Origin of the sequence: Tenacibaculum holothuriorum, assembly GCF_002120225.1 — a bacterium.
Classification (GTDB): Bacteria; Bacteroidota; Bacteroidia; order Flavobacteriales; family Flavobacteriaceae; genus Polaribacter; species Polaribacter holothuriorum.
In genome coordinates this window covers 91,009-107,676 of the sequence record NZ_LAPZ01000001.1, presented here as the reverse complement: position 1 = coordinate 107,676, position 16,668 = coordinate 91,009, and the positions used below count along the sequence as shown (strand labels likewise).

The 16,668-nt window shown below is 30.0% G+C and carries 18 protein-coding genes; 10 read left to right on the top strand and 8 right to left on the bottom strand.

Features of this window, described 5'->3' with window-relative positions:
- The first annotated feature begins 51 nt into the window (after nt 1–51).
- From WH52_RS00525 to WH52_RS00485, 9 genes are all read left to right on the top strand, one after another.
- Nucleotides 52–1,002: an NAD(P)-dependent oxidoreductase gene (locus tag WH52_RS00525; RefSeq protein ID WP_086028971.1), complete on the top strand. Its 951-nt coding sequence runs from the start codon at nt 52–54 to the stop codon at nt 1,000–1,002.
- A 7-nt stretch (nt 1,003–1,009) separates the two neighbouring features.
- Nucleotides 1,010–2,251, top strand: a complete 1,242-nt coding sequence (locus WH52_RS00520; RefSeq protein WP_086028970.1) for a DUF1015 domain-containing protein — start codon at nt 1,010–1,012, stop codon at nt 2,249–2,251.
- Nucleotides 2,251–2,910 carry a YggS family pyridoxal phosphate-dependent enzyme gene (locus tag WH52_RS00515; RefSeq protein ID WP_198938342.1) on the top strand — a complete coding sequence of 220 codons (660 nt, stop codon included), beginning with the start codon at nt 2,251–2,253 and terminating at the stop codon, nt 2,908–2,910. Before WH52_RS00520 ends, WH52_RS00515 begins: the two co-directional genes overlap by 1 nt.
- 37 nt (nt 2,911–2,947) lie before the next feature.
- Nucleotides 2,948–4,048 (top strand): 3'-5' exonuclease, encoded by a 1,101-nt coding sequence (locus tag WH52_RS00510; RefSeq protein ID WP_086028968.1) that lies wholly within the window; start codon nt 2,948–2,950, stop codon nt 4,046–4,048.
- Nucleotides 4,049–4,093: 45 nt separating this feature from the next.
- Entirely contained in the window at nt 4,094–4,912 is an 819-nt protein-coding gene (locus tag WH52_RS00505; protein ID WP_086028967.1) for an ion transporter, read from the top strand.
- Complete coding sequence (miaA, locus tag WH52_RS00500) at nt 4,912–5,823, top strand: tRNA (adenosine(37)-N6)-dimethylallyltransferase MiaA (RefSeq protein WP_086028966.1); 912 nt, start codon at nt 4,912–4,914, stop codon at nt 5,821–5,823. The genes WH52_RS00505 and miaA overlap by 1 nt, the downstream gene beginning before the upstream one ends.
- Before the next feature lie 145 nt (nt 5,824–5,968).
- On the top strand, nt 5,969–7,249 hold the full coding sequence (locus WH52_RS00495) for an acetyl-CoA hydrolase/transferase family protein (protein WP_086028965.1): 1,281 nt from the start codon (nt 5,969–5,971) through the stop codon (nt 7,247–7,249).
- 74 nt (nt 7,250–7,323) lie between these two features.
- The gene (locus tag WH52_RS00490; protein ID WP_086028964.1) at nt 7,324–7,827 is read left to right on the top strand and encodes an OmpH family outer membrane protein; all 504 of its coding nucleotides are present in this window, start codon (nt 7,324–7,326) and stop codon (nt 7,825–7,827) included.
- Nucleotides 7,828–7,835: 8 nt separating this feature from the next.
- On the top strand, nt 7,836–8,654 hold the full coding sequence (locus WH52_RS00485) for a DUF1853 family protein (RefSeq protein WP_086028963.1): 819 nt from the start codon (nt 7,836–7,838) through the stop codon (nt 8,652–8,654).
- Here WH52_RS00485 and WH52_RS00480 read toward each other — a convergent pair.
- From WH52_RS00480 to WH52_RS00470, 3 genes are read right to left on the bottom strand one after another with little or no spacing between them, the layout of a single operon-like run.
- Complete coding sequence (locus WH52_RS00480; RefSeq protein WP_086028962.1) at nt 8,626–9,546, bottom strand: EamA family transporter; 921 nt, start codon at nt 9,544–9,546, stop codon at nt 8,626–8,628. The genes WH52_RS00485 and WH52_RS00480 overlap by 29 nt on opposite strands.
- 9 nt (nt 9,547–9,555) lie before the next feature.
- Entirely contained in the window at nt 9,556–10,137 is a 582-nt protein-coding gene (locus tag WH52_RS00475; RefSeq protein ID WP_086028961.1) for a Crp/Fnr family transcriptional regulator, read from the bottom strand.
- Between the two features lie 48 nt (nt 10,138–10,185).
- Nucleotides 10,186–11,340: a class I SAM-dependent methyltransferase gene (locus WH52_RS00470; RefSeq protein WP_086028960.1), complete on the bottom strand. Its 1,155-nt coding sequence runs from the start codon at nt 11,338–11,340 to the stop codon at nt 10,186–10,188.
- A gap of 132 nt (nt 11,341–11,472) precedes the next feature.
- On the opposite strand from WH52_RS00470, the gene WH52_RS00465 reads away from it, so the two are divergent.
- Nucleotides 11,473–11,874 (top strand): hypothetical protein, encoded by a 402-nt coding sequence (locus WH52_RS00465; protein WP_086028959.1) that lies wholly within the window; start codon nt 11,473–11,475, stop codon nt 11,872–11,874.
- A 94-nt stretch (nt 11,875–11,968) separates the two neighbouring features.
- Here the strand turns inward: WH52_RS00465 and WH52_RS14995 are convergent, their stop codons facing one another.
- From WH52_RS14995 to hisH, 5 genes are all read right to left on the bottom strand, one after another.
- Nucleotides 11,969–13,792: a fasciclin domain-containing protein gene (locus WH52_RS14995; protein WP_086028958.1), complete on the bottom strand. Its 1,824-nt coding sequence runs from the start codon at nt 13,790–13,792 to the stop codon at nt 11,969–11,971.
- A gap of 205 nt (nt 13,793–13,997) precedes the next feature.
- Nucleotides 13,998–14,585: a bifunctional phosphoribosyl-AMP cyclohydrolase/phosphoribosyl-ATP diphosphatase HisIE gene (gene hisIE / locus WH52_RS00455; protein WP_086028957.1), complete on the bottom strand. Its 588-nt coding sequence runs from the start codon at nt 14,583–14,585 to the stop codon at nt 13,998–14,000.
- Nucleotides 14,582–15,334, bottom strand: coding sequence for an imidazole glycerol phosphate synthase subunit HisF (hisF, locus tag WH52_RS00450; protein ID WP_086028956.1), 753 nt, complete (start codon nt 15,332–15,334; stop codon nt 14,582–14,584). Before hisF ends, hisIE begins: the two co-directional genes overlap by 4 nt.
- Entirely contained in the window at nt 15,328–16,041 is a 714-nt protein-coding gene (gene hisA, locus WH52_RS00445; RefSeq protein ID WP_086028955.1) for a 1-(5-phosphoribosyl)-5-[(5-phosphoribosylamino)methylideneamino]imidazole-4-carboxamide isomerase, read from the bottom strand. The genes hisF and hisA overlap by 7 nt, the downstream gene beginning before the upstream one ends.
- 45 nt (nt 16,042–16,086) lie before the next feature.
- Entirely contained in the window at nt 16,087–16,668 is a 582-nt protein-coding gene (gene hisH, locus WH52_RS00440) for an imidazole glycerol phosphate synthase subunit HisH (protein WP_086028954.1), read from the bottom strand.

The following is a 16,668-nucleotide window of genomic DNA, read 5'->3' as shown; positions in this document are numbered from 1 at the left end:
TCTTCTGTTTAGACAGCTTCTCTTCTCACGAAATGACGCATATGTATAAAAATGAAAATATTAGCAAACGAAGGAATATCTGAGAGCGGAAAAAGCACTCTAGAAAATGCAGGTTTTGAGGTTTTAGTAACCAAGGTTGCTCAAAATCAATTAGAAAATTTCATCAATGAAAATTCAATTGATGCAATTTTAATAGGAAATAATACCGAGATTTCAGCAGATTTAATTGACGAATGTCAGAGCATTAAGCTAATTGGAACCTCTGGTTCTAACACCGATAATATTGATGTTGATTACGCAGAGCAAAACGGAATTCATGTCATAAAAACTTCTGAAGCTTCTTCAGTTGCTATTGCCGAATTAGTTTTTGCACATCTTTTTGGTATGACTCGTCATTTACATCAATCGAATAGAGAAATGCCTTTAGAAGGAGATTTAAGTTTTAACTCCTTAAAAAAGCAATTTGCAAATGGTATTGAGCTAAGAGGAAAAACCTTAGGATTAATTGGAATTAACGATGCTAGTATTGAAGTTGCTAAAATTGGTTTAGGAATTGGAATGAATGTAATTGCTTTTGATACTGAAATTACTGAACAATTTATTACCATTTCATTTTATAATGGTCAAGCAATAGATATTGCTTTAGATATAAAACCTTTTAATGAGTTATTAGAAACTGCCGATTTTATTTCAATTCATACAAAATTAGAAGAAGGTTATGTAATTGACGCCAATGAAATTGAAGCAATGAAAAATGGTGTTGGACTTGTTAACACAACACATTCGGCATTAAATGAAGTTGCTTTAATAAGTGCTATTGAAAGTGGAAAAGTTCAGTTTGCTGGATTGGATGTTTTTGAAAATCAACCTACTCCAGAAATTCAGTTATTAATGAATCCTGAGCTTTCTTTATCACCAAACATTGGTACTTCAACAAAAGAAAGTAAAGAGAAAGTTGGTAACGAACTAGCAGAGCAAATCATTAATTTATTAAACGAATAATATATAGATGGCAATTGTAAAACCATTTAAAGCGGTAAGAGCTCCAAGAGACAAGGCTGCTCTTGTTTCTTCTAAATCGTACGAAATTTATACGCAAGAAATGTTAAATGCTAAGTTGGCATTCAATCCGTATTCTTTTTTACACGTAATAAACCCTGGTTATAAATATCATAAGCAAGATATTACAGGTGAACAGCGCTTTAAATTGGTACACAATCGTTATTTAGAATTTAAAGAAGATAATATCTTTTTACAAGACGAAGCTCCTTCTTTTTACATTTATCAAAAAACAACTCCAACACATACTTTCTGCGGAATTATTGCCGCTACATCAGTAGAAGATTACCATAATGATGTTATAAAAAAACACGAAAGTACATTAAGAACTCGAGAGCTTTTATTTGAAAACTATTTGAAGAATACTGGTTTTAACGCAGAACCTGTTTTATTAACGTATCCTGATAATACTACAATTGAGAGTATTATTGAAAAGTATAAAAGTTCAAGACCAGAATACGAGTTTTCGACTACAGATAAAGATCTACATTTACTTTGGACAATTACTGAAGATGAAGATTTAGAAACCATAACTAAAGCCTTCGGAAATATTGATACTTTATATATTGCTGATGGGCATCATCGCTCAACATCTTCGTGCTTATTGGCTCAAAATTTAGCAAAAGACAATCCAAACCATACAGGAAAAGAAGATTATAACTTCTTTATGAGTTATTTATTACCAGAAAGTCAGTTGAGTATTTATGAATTCAATCGATTTATAAAAGACTTAAATGGATTAAGCCCTGATGAATTTTTAATAGAATTAGACACCTATTTTAGAATAGAAAATCGAGGTCAAGAACTATATAAACCTAAAGAGAAACATCATTTTAGTATGTATTTAAATGGTGAATTTTATGCCTTATACTTACGTAAATCTGTCTACAATTTCTCAGACACTTTAAGCGAATTAGATTCTGAAATTTTATACCGTACCGTCTTAAAACCTATTCTAGGTATTGAAGATATTAGAAATGCTTCAAAAATTATGTATTCTCAAGATAAATCTGATGGATTAGAGCTAAAAACCAAGGTAGATAGTGGAGATTTTAAAGTTTCTTTCGGAATGCAGGCTACTTCTATTCAAGAAATTAAAAAAATTGTTGATGCTGGTTTAATAATGCCACCAAAAACTACGTATATCGAACCTAAATTAAGAAGTGCTTTAACTATTTACGAATTCTTATAATGATAAAAGAAAACTTACAAAAAATAAAGGATACTATACCACAAAATGTAACATTAGTGGCTGTTTCTAAAACCAAACCAATTGCCGATATTCAAGAGGCGTACGATGCTGGTCAACGAGTATTTGGTGAGAATAAAATTCAAGAAATGGTAAGTAAATACGATGCTTTACCAAAAGATATTGAGTGGCATATGATTGGGCATTTACAGCGTAATAAAGTAAAGTACATGGCTCATTTTGTAAGTTTAATTCATGGAGTAGATAGTTTTAAAACCTTAAAAGAAATAGATAAACAAGCAAAAAAACACAACCGAGTAATTAATTGTTTATTACAAGCTAAAATTGCAAAAGAAGATTCTAAATTTGGTCTTAGTTTTTCTGAAATTGAAACTATTTTAGCTTCCGAAGAATTAAAAGAGTTTAAGAATATTGCTATTGTAGGCTTAATGGGAATGGCTACTTTTACGCACGATAAAGATCAACTTACAGAAGAATTTTCTTCTTTAAACGATTTTCAAAAAAAGATTCAGGAAAAATACCCAAAACTCACAACTTTATCAATGGGAATGAGTGGTGATTATCCGCTAGCAATCTCATTAGGAAGTAATATGGTTAGAATAGGAAGTTCTATTTTTGGAGTTCGAAATTATATTGCTTAATTTTACCTGTAACAGCTAACCAAAAAAAGGAAAAGAATTGTACGCTATTTTAGATATAGAAACTACCGGGGGGAAGTATAACGAAGAGGGAATTACAGAAATTGCAATATATAAATTTGACGGTCATACTGTTGTAGATCAATTTATATCACTCATAAACCCTGAACGAGAAATACAAGATTTTGTTGTTAAACTAACAGGTATTAACAATAAAATGCTACGTAATGCTCCTAAATTTTATGAAGTAGCAAAACGAATTATTGAAATTACTCAAGAATGCGTAATTGTTGCTCACAATGCTTCTTTTGATACAAGGATTTTAACCACTGAATTCCGACGTTTAGGCTATGATTATAAGAGAGATTCTTTGTGTACAGTTCAATTAAGTAAAGATTTAATACCAGAAGCTCCATCACATAGCTTAGGAAAATTATGTCGTTTTTTGGGCATTCCTGTTTCAGATCGCCATAGAGCAAATGGTGATGCGTTGGCTACGGTTCAATTATTCAAATTACTTTTAGAAAAAGATACCGATAAAGAGATTATTAAGCACTCTATTAAATATTCTGATCAAAGAGAAGTTAAACAAAGACAGCTTAAATTATTAGATAGTTTGCCTGAAAAAGAAGGACTTTTTTATGTTCATAATGAAAATGGTAATATTATCTTTTTAGGAAGAGGTAAAAATATAAAACAAGAGGTTAACAAACTCTTTTTAAAATCTACAAAACGAGGAGAAAAAGTACAGAAGAAAGTGCATTCTATTACTTTCGAGGAAACTGGAAATACACTTTTCACTAGACTTAAATACTATTTAGAACTAGAAATTTTAAAACCTAAATACAATTTAATTCGTAAAAGAAAAATTACTGACAAGAACTTTAATCACAATAACTTTTTAATTATTGATAAAGGAAGAATTCCCGAAGAAAATGCCGTTATTTTAATAGAAAATAATGAAGTAGTTGGTTACGCTTATACCAATTTGGCTTATCAAGAAAATCATTTATCAATATTAAAACCTATGCTTACTAACGTAGAAAATAAAAAGCTAGCTAAAACTATTATAAAAAATTATCTTGATAAAAATAAGGTAGGAAAAATAATACGTTTAGAGGTAGAAACTCATTCCAATTAGTTAATTTGAGTTCTTTTATATTTGCTATTACGTAAAATTACTGTTTTGAAATCACAAACATCATCAAAAGATTGGAAAGAAAAACTTCATGAAATTATTTATGAAGCTGATACACCTGCTGGTAAATTTTTCGATATTATATTACTTATTGCCATTGTAGCAAGTATTGTTTTGGTAATGTTAGAAAGTGTTGATTCTATTCATGAAAAATATGACTCTTTTTTAGATATTTCAGAATGGATAATTACCATTCTCTTCACTATTGAATATTTTGCACGAATCGTATCAATTAAAAAACCACAAAAATATATTTTTAGTTTTTATGGAGTCATAGATTTACTATCTACCCTTCCAAAGTACTTAGCAATAATCTTTACAGGAACTCACAGTTTAGTCGCTTTAAGGGCTTTACGTTTATTACGTATATTTAGAATTTTAAAATTAGCCCGTTTCATAGGTGAGTCTAACAATTTCATAAAAGCATTAAAAGCTAGTAAAGCCAAAATTGCAGTTTTCTTATTCTTCGTACTCATTTTGTGTGTTATTTTAGGTACCGTAATGTACTTAATTGAAGGCGGAGATAATGGTTTTACAAGTATTCCTAGAAGTGTATATTGGGCAATTGTAACCTTAACTACTGTTGGTTATGGTGATATTGCACCTCATACTCCATTTGGTCAATTTGTAGCAAGTATTATCATGATTTTGGGTTACGGTATCATCGCTGTTCCAACGGGTATTGTTACTTCTGAAATGACAAAAACTGCCATAGATACAAATACACAATCTTGTCCGAATTGTTTGCATGACGGACATAAAGATGACGCAGAATTTTGCTATAATTGCGGAACAAAACTAAATTAATGTCTCAAGAAAATACGCTTATTACAATTGTTGGTGCAACTGCCATAGGTAAAACTGCACTTAGTATTAAATTAGCACAACATTTTGGCTGTGACATTATTTCTTGTGATTCTCGTCAGTTTTATAAAGAAACTACAATTGGTACTGCTGTTCCAGATGCCGATGAATTAGCAGCAGCTCCACATCATTTTATTCAAGACAGAAGTATTTTTGAAGATTACTCTGTCGGTCAATTTGAAAAAGATGCTTTAGCCAAATTAGATGAGTTGTTTCAAAAGAATCCTATTCAGATTATGGTGGGTGGAAGTGGTTTGTATGTAGATGCGGTTTTAAAAGGATTAGATTATTTTCCAGATGTTGATTCTGAAGTTAGAGTTCAACTTACCGATGAATTAGAAGAAAAAGGAATTGAATCTCTTCAACAAAAACTAAAAGAGTTAGACATAGAAAGTTATAACACTATTGCAATTGATAATCCTCATCGCTTAATAAGAGCTTTGGAAATCTGTATTGGCACTGGAAACACCTATTCTTCTTATAAAAATAAACCAAAAACTCCACGAAACTTTAAGTCTATAAAAATTGGATTAACTGCCGACAGAGAAATTATGTACGATCGTATTAATCGTCGTGTAGATATTATGATGGAAAACGGTTTGTTAGAAGAAGCTAAAACAGTTTATCCACACAAAAACTTAAACGCCTTACAAACGGTAGGATACAGAGAATTATTTGAATACTTCGATGGTAATTTCACTAAAGAATTTGCTGTTTCAGAAATCAAAAAAAATACCCGAAGATTTGCTAAACGCCAAGGAACTTGGTTTAGAAAAGATAAAAATATTCTTTGGTTTGATTTTCAAGAAGATGTAGAAAATATAATTACTAGAGTTAAAAATCTATTAAACTAGATTTTTTATGTTACTCTTCTTTTTGGAGCTTTAATATTTACTTCAAGAACTTTTAAGTCATAAGAAAATTTAGTTTTATGACTATTATCATTTAATACCTTTAGGTAACACAAGACCTTTGTATAAAATTATAAACAAAGAAGTAATGATAAACGATTTAAAAATTGTATCGCCACAAGAAGCGGTATCAATTGTAAAATCTAACGATAAAATTTTCTTTCAAGGAGCTGCAATGACTCCGAATGTATTAATTGATAATTTATGTGAACGTTATGAAGATTTACAAAATGTAGAAATTATTCAAATTCATACACATGGTGAAGCAAAATATTTAGAACAACCTTATTCTAATTCTTTTAAGCTAATTAGCTGCTTTGTTGGAAATAATGTTAGAAAAGGTGTCAATACTAACAATGGTGATTATGTTCCTATTTTTTTAAGTGAAATCCACTGGTTATTTAGAAGAGGAATTTATCCGCTAGATGTAGCTTTTATTCAAGTTTCTCCTCCCGATAAACACGGATACTGCTCTTTAGGAACTTCGGTAGATATTACACTACCAGCAATACAAACTGCTAAAATGGTAGTTGCTCAGATAAATCCGAATGTACCAAGAACACACGGAGACGGAATCATTCACATTAAAAATATCGATTTTGCTGTTGAAACTAATGATCCTATTCATGAATCTATTACAGGAACTCCTTCTGAAATAGAGTCTCAAATAGGAAAACATGTTGCTGAATTAATTGATGATGGTGCTACTTTACAAATGGGAATTGGTAACATTCCAAATGCTGTATTACATAATCTAACCAATCACAAACGATTAGGAATTCATACCGAAATGTTTTCTGATGGTATTCTTCCTTTAGTAGAAAAGGGAATTATTACTGGTGAAGAGAAAGAAATTAAAACGGGTAAAATAGTTACTTGTTTTGCAGTGGGTTCACAGAAATTATATGATTTTATTGATGATAATCCGTTAGTTCATTTTAAAGAAGCTGGTTATACAAATGATACATCACTTATAAAGCTAAATCCAAAAGTTACAGCAATAAATAGTGCTATTGAAATTGATTTAACAGGACAAGTTTGTGCAGATACTATTGGTAAGTATCAATACTCTGGTGTGGGAGGTCAAATGGATTTTATCCGTGGAGCATCTTTATCTAAAGAAGGAAAAGCTATTATTGCTATGCCTTCTATGACACCTAGAGGAATTTCAAAAATTACTCCATTTTTAAAAGAAGGAGCTGGTGTAACCACTACTAGAGCACATGTACATTATGTAGCTACAGAATATGGTGTGGTTAATTTATTTGGTAAAAGTTTAAAACAACGTGCAAAAGCATTAATTTCTATTGCTCATCCTAACTTTAGAGAAGAATTAGAACGTGAAGCTGCGAAACGATTTTCGCTATAAAATACTTTAAATTTTAACTAATTTTAAGGAGTTTAGCTACTTCACTTTTATATATTTGTCGAAAACAATAAAACATGAAATCAAAAATTTTAGTATTAGCAACAATACTTTTCTCTACAATATCAATAGCACAAACAAAAGTAGGTACCGTTAATAGCGATATAATTATTGGCAAAATGCCTCAAATGAAAAATGTATTAAGAAGAATTGAAACTGCTGGTAAAAAATTAGATTCATCTTTTAATATTAAAGCTAAAGAATATCAGAAAAAAGTTGAGTCTTACAAAGCTGAAGAAAAGATAATGACCGATACTGATAAGCAAACTAGAATTGCTGAATTACAAAAGATGGAGCAAGAAATGCAAAAGTTTAGAGTAAATGGCACTAAAATGATGCAAATTCAAAGAGATGAATATATGCGTCCATTATATAAAAAGTTAAGCGAAGTAATTGCTGAAGTAGCAAAAGCTAATGGTTATACACAAATTTTAACGACAAATGGAAATCAATTTGGTTATATTGATGAACGATTTGACATTACTAAATTAGTATTAGATAAATTAGGAATTAAAGAGTAATTCTTTTTATGCACCAAAAACAAAAAGACTTACAATTACAATACGAAGGATTTTTAAAAACACCTTTTCTATGGCATGGAAAAGGTGTTTTTGATTTGATACAATTTGAAACAGTTTCTAACAAAACCTCAACATTTTCTCAAACTATAAATAAAAAATTAAGACTAGGTAAATTAGTTGAACGCTTTGTATCTCAAGAATTACAACAAGATAATTCAGTTGATGTTTTGGCAGAAAACATTCAAATTCAAAATGATAAAATTACTTTAGGCGAATTAGATTGTTTACTAACAAAAGACAATGTTCCTACTCATTTAGAAATTATTTATAAGTTTTATTTGTATGATGAGTCAGTTGGAAGTTCTGAAGTAGATCATTGGATTGGACCTAACAGACGAGATTCTCTCTTACAAAAGCTTACTAAGCTTAAAGAAAAACAACTTCCTCTCCTCTACTCTAACTATTCTAAACCATATTTAAACGAACTGAATTTAAATTCTTCTACGATTAAACAGCAAGTTTATTTTAAAGCTCAACTATTCATTCCTTTGAAAAAACAGGAACAATTTTCTACAAGTTTAAATAATAATTGTGTTTACGGATTTTATATTTACCCTAAGCAATTAAAGCTATTCTCTTCATGTAAATTTTACATTCCAAATAAACTTGATTGGTTGGTAGAACCTCACTCTAATATAAATTGGTCGAACTTCGAAAACTTCAAAAATGATGTAGAGAAATATCTACTTCAAGAGAATGCACCTCTTTGTTGGATGAAAAAGCAAAATGGAGAAGTTATTAAATTTTTTGTGGTTTGGTGGTCTTAAGTTTTGAAACTCGTTTTCTTGATGTTATAAAATAAACTCCTGACAACAATATTATCGAAGCAATTATAGATTGCGTAGTTAACTCTTCATCTAAAAAATACCATCCTAAAAATAATGCTACAACAGGATTTACGTATGCAGATGTTGATACTTTTTCAGTAGAAACTTCTTTTAATAAATAATTAAAGGCTGTGAAAGCAACTATACTTCCGAAGAAAATTAATAAAACCATAGAAGTTTGTGCTTTGAATGACCAGGTTAATGGAGATATCCATTCTTCTCTAAACAATAAAGAACTGAAGAATAACAAAACCCCAGCAATAAGCATTTGATAACCTGTACTTACAAAGAAATTCTTGGGTAAATTTGCTTTTGCTACAAATACACTTCCATAACTCCAACTTAATAAGCAAGTAAAAATCATAAAAATTCCTAGTAAAGTTCCTTCTGACGTTGTAATTTCATTTTGACTTACCAATAAATACATTCCAATAAAACCTAGAACTATGCCTATAATAGATTGTTTTTGCATTTTTTTTCCATCTAATAACCTCATCAATAGTAATACAAATAATGGTTGTGTTGAGGCTAATAATGCTGCAAAGCCACTATCAATATATTTTAAAGCCCAAACAAAAACACCATTTCCGTACACTAAAAACAAAAACCCTGCAATAACTGTATTTATAAATTCACTTTTGGTAATTTTTATTGATTTACCTAATAAAGTAGCAATTAAAATAATTAAAACACCTGCACTAAAAAACCTTGTAGCAGCGATTAATAAAGGAGATACTTCGGTTACTAATATTTTGTTTAATAAATACGTTGAGCCCCAAATAACATAAATAGCAAAAAAAGCAGCTATAATTAATACTTTAGATTCTTTCATGAAAGTATATTAATAATCCATTTTATAAATTTCTTTTCTTATTCTACTCAAACTCTGAGTGGTAATACCTAAATAAGATGCAATATGATAATTCTTAACGTGTTGTTCGATGTTCGGGTACGTTTTAGCAAATTCTATATACCTACTTTTTGCTGTTTGAGATAATACTGCCAACATTCTTTTATGAGATTTGGCTAAAAAGCGTTCTATCTTTTTCCTTATAAAACATTCTAAAGCTGGAATCTTTCTTAAAGCCTCTTCAAAATCGTCTTTTTCTACTCTTAATAAAACAGAATCTTTTATACACTCAATTGTTAGTATTGATTCTTCTTCTAAGAAATAACTAATATAATCGGTAATCCACCAATCGTGTACAGCAAATTGAATAGTGTGTTCTTTTCCTAGGTTATCTACAAAATAAGTACGTAAACAACCATCTAAAACATAATATTGATGCTTTATTTCTTCATTAGTATTCAGAATTAGTTCTCCTTTTTTTACCGTTTCTCTTCTGAATAAACTTGCTAGGTAAGTTATTTCTTCTTCAGATAAATCTAGCTCTCTAAAAATTAATGATATTTCCCCTTTCATCTTTATAAAAGTAAGGAAAATTCGTATTAAAAACTACTAATCAATTATTTATATAAGAGATTCTAAATAATGCTCTTTAATCTGGTAAGCTTCTTTTAGATTCGTAATCTTATCATCTATCCTTTCAGTATCTACCTTCTTTGAAGATTTAGCACCAATTAACATTACATTTTTGCGAGTATGCTCGTTACTTATAAACTCAAAAACTTTAGTATTATAATTATTTTTTTCGAGAATTAAAGCTCGAATAGTATCAGTAACCATTTCAAACTGACGCTCTTTAAAAATGCCATATTTTAACAATGGACTTTCCTGCTCTTTCCCTTTTACTTGTTGGCGGATTTGTTTATGACAACATGGAGCGCAAATGATTAACTCAGCTTTCGCAGACAACCCTTTGAAAATAGCATCGTCTGTAGCTGTATCGCAAGCATGTAATGCTATCAAAATATCTATTTTATCGTTATCATATTCTTGAATAGGTTGTGCAACGAAGCTTAATTTTGTAAAATCACATTTTTTTGCAATGTCATTACAATAGTTTACCAAATTTTCACGCAATTCTATTCCAGTTACAGTAGCTTTATATTCTTTTTTATTTACTAAATAATCATACAAAGCAAAAGTTAAGTAACCTTTACCTGAGCCCATATCTACAATACGAATACTCTTTGATAGTTTTACTGATTTTAACTGTGCTTCTATAATTTCTAAATACTTATTTATTTGACGATATTTATCTGCCATTTTAGGAATTACATTTCCTTCTTTATCGGTAATTCCTAAGTGAAATAAGTATGGGCTTTTTTCTGCTCTTTTTACTTTTTGCTTATCGTGAGTTTCTGGTAATTTATTTTTAAAACTAGGGTTATTTGTTTTATAATTTACCTTTTTCTTTTTAGAAATAAACACCAATAAATCATTAGACAATGTAAACAATGTAGCTGCTCTAAATTTTTCTGAAAGTAATTCTTCTAATACAACATAGCTTTCTTCTAAAGAATAATTTTTTACTTGATCGTTTGTAGTATATCTATATAAAAATTGAAAACTTAACTCTCCTCTAAGTTCAATTTGACGAATATATACATTAGGCAACTCATCACTCTTTCTTATGGGTTTGCTTAGTGTTAACTTAACAAATTCGTTTTGGGTAATACTATCTTTTAAAGCTGTAAAAAGCTGTTGTAACTCTTCTTTCATCCTGCAAAAATACGTAAATAAGCTTTTAAAACTTCGTATTATCTCTTCACGTTATTTTTTATCTACCTTTAGAAAAAATCAATAAAATAGTTTTTAGTAACTTTATAATCAACAAGTTAAAACTAAAACATTATGAGAAATTCATTTATATATATCGTTTTTTTTATAAGCTCTTTTACACTATTAGCCCAAAAACCTAATTTAAAACTTAAAGCTACTCAAAGTAAATACGAGAACTTTTACTTTAAGTCTCCTCAAAAATATAACAACAAAGCTCAAAAATTTACTATTTCTAAAGTTGTTTTTTCTACAAGTTATAAAGGTTCAGAGACTAAAAATAAATATCAAATTTTGGTTACAGGTAAGGTTAATAATAATGAAGAACGAATTTTATACAATGCTAAAAATATTGATGAACTTAACTATTACAAAAACATATTCAATAGAAAGTATAAGAAAGTATTACTAACCGAGTATAGTTATTTTGTTAGTTCTAAAAAGTATTACGATACTTCAATCTCTGTAGAGTTCTAATTTAAAAATAGTTTTTATTTCTTTTGAAAAGTAGAAAGGTTGTAAACAAATTTGTTTACAACCTTAAAACCGAGGTTAAAAAGATTTGGGCACTTTAATTTGGCAACAGCACTTTATCAACCACATGAATTACCCCATTTGTTCCTTGAACATCGGTTAAAGAAATTGTTACAGATTGACCTGAACCAGTTTCTAATTTAGCTCCATTGGTTAAGTCTACGGTAACTTTATTTCCGTCAAACATGGTAATTTCTTGATTATCGGTTAATTGATCCGATTGTACATTTCCTCCACCAAAAACATGGTATTTTAAAACTGCTTCGAGAGTAGCAATTGGAATATCGCTAAGAGAATTCCACATATTATTAGAATCTAATAAAGCTTGAAATGCATTATTTGTCGGTGTAAAAACAGTGTATGGTCCGTCTTGTTTTAGTAAAGCAACAAAATCGGTAGTGTGTCTAGAATCTGTTAAAGCAGCTACTAAACTTGTAAAGCCTGCATTGTTTAAAGCTAGAGTTACAATATTGGGTGGTAACATAACTTTATCTATAGTATGTATTATTCCATTAGAAGCCTCTATATTAACATCAATAGGTTTAGAATCTCCATTAAATTCTATTCCTCCAGTAACTTCTACTTGTAATGATAAATTTTCGTCATTAGGACCAGTTGCCAGCGTTTTTACATATGTATCTGACAAATCTCCTGAGACAACTTTACCACTTAATACATGAAACAATAAAACGGTTTTTAGTGTTTCTACCGGGATATCATCTAAACTATTCCAAGAAGCATTTGAATCTAATAAAGCTTGAAAAGCTTCATTCGTTGGAGCAAATACTGTGAAAGGTCCATTTGTTTGTAGAGCTGAAACCAAATCGGCTTTTTGTAACGCAGCAACCAAACTGCTTAAAGCTGGAGTAGCAATAGCTAAATCGGTAATATCTTTAGGTAGGGCTTCTGGTAACATAACAGCATCAACAATATGAATAACTCCATTAGATGCTTGAACATCTGGTGTGGTTACTCCTACCGATTGACCTGAAGCTGTAGTTAATTTTACTCCATTCGATAAATCTACTGTGGTTTTAGCTCCATTTAAAGTTGTTAACTCTTGTCCGTTACTTAAATCTTTAGAAAAAGCTTTGGCAGATACAACGTGATATAATAAAACTGATTTTAATGTTTCTACAGGAATATCATCTAAAGAACTCCAAGCTGCTTTAGAATCTAATAAAGATTGAAAAGCATCATTTGTAGGTGCAAATACTGTAAAGGGTCCATCTGCTTGTAAAGCTGAAACCAAATCGGCTTTTTGTAATGCAGCTACCAATGTAGAAAAGTTATTATTACTTGTTGCAATACCTACAATACTCATAAATAAAGCATCTGGTAACATAACTTTATCTATAAGATGTACTACTCCATTAGAAGCATCAATATTAGCGTTAGTAACAGTAACAGTTTGGTCTGAACCTGTTTTTAATTGTACTCCATTTGATAAATCTACTGTAATTTTAGCTCCATTTAAAGTAGTTAATTCTTGTCCATTACTTAAATCTGTAGAAAGGGCTTTGGCTGCAACTACATGATATAATAGTACAGCTTTTAATGTTTCAACTGGAATATCATCTAGTGTATTCCAAGAATTATTAGCATCTAATAAAGCCTGAAAAGCTTCATTAGTTGGAGCAAATACCGTAAAAGGACCATTTGCTTCTAGTGCTGAAACTAAATCTGCCTTTTGTAATGCGGCAACTAAACTACTTAAATTAGACGATTTGATAGCAGTTTGTACAATACTATCTTTTTGAATTACTGGATCATCATCATCACAAGATGTAAAGAAGGTCGTAATGCTAAAAGAAATGAATAGCATTAATGATAACTTAAAAAAATTCTTTTTGGTTAACATGGTTGTGCTGTTTTTAATTAGGCTTACTCTAATGTTTTATAGTCAAATTTTCAGCTTTCTTTGACTTTGTTTAACTATTTAAATATTTAATTAAACAAAAATAATCTAGATCAAAAAATACTTGCTGATGAGATACAATAATCAGCAAGTGGTTCAAAGTTACAAAATTTTTGTTTAATAAATAATTGTTTTTGTTAAACAAAAGTTAATTTCTTGATTTCAAAATAGACTCTACATCACTAATACTAAGGTTTTTAGCCTTTAACAACACTAAATAATGATACATTAAATCTGCTGCTTCATTAATAAACAACTCATCATTATTGTCTTTTGCTTCTATAACTAATTCTACAGCTTCTTCTCCAACTTTTTGGGCTACTTTGTTAATTCCTCTTTTAAATAACTTATTTGTGTAAGAATCTTCGTCATTAGTATCTATTCTATTAGAAATAATATTTTCTAACTCGTACAAGAAACCTTTAGTGGTTTCTTCTGCAAAACATGAAGTTGTGCCTTTATGACAAGTTGGACCTTTGGGCGTAGTTTTTATTAATATGGTATCGTTATCACAATCAACTTTAATATCATTAACTAATAAAAAATTACCCGATTCTTCGCCTTTTGTCCATAATCTGTTTTTTGATCTACTGAAAAAAGTCACCTTACCTTCTTGTTGAGTTTTAAGAAAAGCTTCTTTATTCATATACCCTAACATTAATACTTGCAGAGTGCAATTGTTTTGTATAATTACTGGAACCAATCCGTCTTTACTTTTATTGAAATCTATCTTCATCTTACTGGAATATTATTTTCTTTTAATGCTGTTTTTAACTGTGGAATTGGAATTTCTCCAAAGTGAAAAATACTTGCTGCAAGTCCTGCACTGGCTTCTGTTTGAGTAAATACTTCTTCAAAATGTTCTACACTACCTGCTCCTCCTGATGCTATAACAGGAATATTAACATTTGTACTTACTGCTCTGGTTACTCCTAAATCGAATCCATTTTTGGTACCGTCGCTATTCATTGAAGTTAGTAATATTTCACCTGCTCCTAGTTTTTCAACTTCTTTTGCCCAAGCAACAGTTTCTAAATTGGTTTCAAAAGTTCCTCCTTTGGTAAAAACTTTCCAATTTCCATCTATATTTTTGGTGTCTATGGCTACGACAACAAACTGACTTCCGAAGCGTTCTTTTAAATCAACAATTAACTGCGAATTTTTTACTGCGGAAGAATTAACACTCACCTTATCTGCTCCTGCTTTTATTAAAGCTAAAGCATCCTCTACTGAGCTAATACCCCCACCCACTGTAAATGGAATATTGATTTCTTTAGCAATAGTTTCTACCAGTTTTACTAAAGTTTTTCTATTTTCTAAGGTTGCTGTAATATCTAAAAACACCAATTCATCTGCTCCTTGAACTACGTATTGTTTTGCCAATTCAACAGGATCACCTGCATCTTTTATGTCTACAAAATTAACTCCCTTTACAGTTCTACCATTTTTTATGTCTAAACACGGAATAATTCTCTTTTTTAACATAGCTTTTGTAATTCTTTTAACGTTATTTTTCCTTCATAAATAGCTTTTCCTATTATTACTCCTTCACAACCTAGTTCTTTAAGTTTATACAAGTCTTCTAAACTAGCAACTCCTCCACTTGCTATTAAATTTATTCCTGTTTTTTGCAGAATTTCTTCGTACAATTCATTTGAGGTTCCTTGTAACATCCCGTCTTTAGCAACGTCGGTACAAATAACATTTTGTACTCCTATCTCTTCATAATCCTTAATAAAATCGACTACATCTACTTCAGAAGTTTGTAACCAACCGTTAGTTGCTATTTTTCTATTTTTACAATCTGCTCCTAGTATAATTTTACTACTTCCATATTTTGATACCCAATTGATAAAAGTATCTGTTTTTTTTACAGCAATACTTCCTCCTGTAATTTGACTAGCTCCACTTTCAAAAGCTACTTTTGCATCTTCATTAGATTTTAATCCGCCTCCAAAGTCTATTTTTAAATTCGTTTTGGAAGCTATTTGCTCTAGTATTTTATAATTGACAATTTTGCTTGATTTGGCTCCGTCTAAATCTACTAAATGTAAATATTGTATTCCGTTTGCTTCAAATTCTTTGGCTACTTCTAACGGATTTTCATTGTATATTTTTTTTGTGTCATAATCTCCTTTGGTAAGACGCACACATTTTCCTTCAATAATATCTATAGCGGGTATAATTCTCATTTTCTATTTAATTAAATGTGATTCTGAAAAAAGTTCAGAATGACGTTATAACGTCAAAAAATTCTTTAATAATTGTTCTCCTACGCTTGCTGATCTTTCTGGATGAAACTGCATCGCATAAAAATTGTCTTTTTGCATTACCGAACTAAATTCTTTTATATAATTACAGGTAGCAACGGTTTCATTACAAGGCTCTGCGTAATATCCGTGGACATAATAGACATCATCTGTTAAATTGATTCCTGCTAATAATGGCGATACTTTTAATTCTGAAAAATTATTCCATCCTATATGAGGTACCTTGTCTTTTGGTGGAAATTGTTTTGTTTGAGTATTAAAAACTCCTAAACAAGTGGTACTTCCTTCTTCAGAAGATTTACATAATAACTGTAATCCTAAACAAATACCTAAAACTGGTTGCTTTAATGACAAAATAACTTCATCTAATTTTCTCTCTTTTAAATAATTCATTGCAGAACTAGCTTCACCTACTCCAGGAAAAATTACTTTATCGGCTTTTTTTATTTCTTCTGGATTATCGGTAATAATACTTTTATATCCTAATCGAGAAATTGCATTTTGTACCGATCGAATATTTCCTGCATTGTACTGTATAATTGCAATCAT

Coding starts and splice junctions, on each gene's coding strand:
- WH52_RS00525 (WP_086028971.1), top strand. CDS start 52: ATGAAAATATTAGCAAACGAAGGAATATCTGAGAGCGGAAAAAGCACT.
- WH52_RS00520 (WP_086028970.1), top strand. CDS start 1,010: ATGGCAATTGTAAAACCATTTAAAGCGGTAAGAGCTCCAAGAGACAAG.
- WH52_RS00515 (WP_198938342.1), top strand. CDS start 2,251: ATGATAAAAGAAAACTTACAAAAAATAAAGGATACTATACCACAAAAT.
- miaA (WP_086028966.1), top strand. CDS start 4,912: ATGTCTCAAGAAAATACGCTTATTACAATTGTTGGTGCAACTGCCATA.
- WH52_RS00495 (WP_086028965.1), top strand. CDS start 5,969: ATGATAAACGATTTAAAAATTGTATCGCCACAAGAAGCGGTATCAATT.
- WH52_RS00490 (WP_086028964.1), top strand. CDS start 7,324: ATGAAATCAAAAATTTTAGTATTAGCAACAATACTTTTCTCTACAATA.
- WH52_RS00485 (WP_086028963.1), top strand. CDS start 7,836: ATGCACCAAAAACAAAAAGACTTACAATTACAATACGAAGGATTTTTA.
- WH52_RS00480 (WP_086028962.1), bottom strand. CDS start 9,546: ATGAAAGAATCTAAAGTATTAATTATAGCTGCTTTTTTTGCTATTTAT.
- WH52_RS00475 (WP_086028961.1), bottom strand. CDS start 10,137: ATGAAAGGGGAAATATCATTAATTTTTAGAGAGCTAGATTTATCTGAA.
- WH52_RS00470 (WP_086028960.1), bottom strand. CDS start 11,340: ATGAAAGAAGAGTTACAACAGCTTTTTACAGCTTTAAAAGATAGTATT.
- WH52_RS00465 (WP_086028959.1), top strand. CDS start 11,473: ATGAGAAATTCATTTATATATATCGTTTTTTTTATAAGCTCTTTTACA.
- WH52_RS14995 (WP_086028958.1), bottom strand. CDS start 13,792: ATGTTAACCAAAAAGAATTTTTTTAAGTTATCATTAATGCTATTCATT.
- hisIE (WP_086028957.1), bottom strand. CDS start 14,585: ATGAAGATAGATTTCAATAAAAGTAAAGACGGATTGGTTCCAGTAATT.
- hisF (WP_086028956.1), bottom strand. CDS start 15,334: ATGTTAAAAAAGAGAATTATTCCGTGTTTAGACATAAAAAATGGTAGA.
- hisA (WP_086028955.1), bottom strand. CDS start 16,041: ATGAGAATTATACCCGCTATAGATATTATTGAAGGAAAATGTGTGCGT.
- hisH (WP_086028954.1), bottom strand. CDS start 16,668: ATGATTGCAATTATACAGTACAATGCAGGAAATATTCGATCGGTACAA.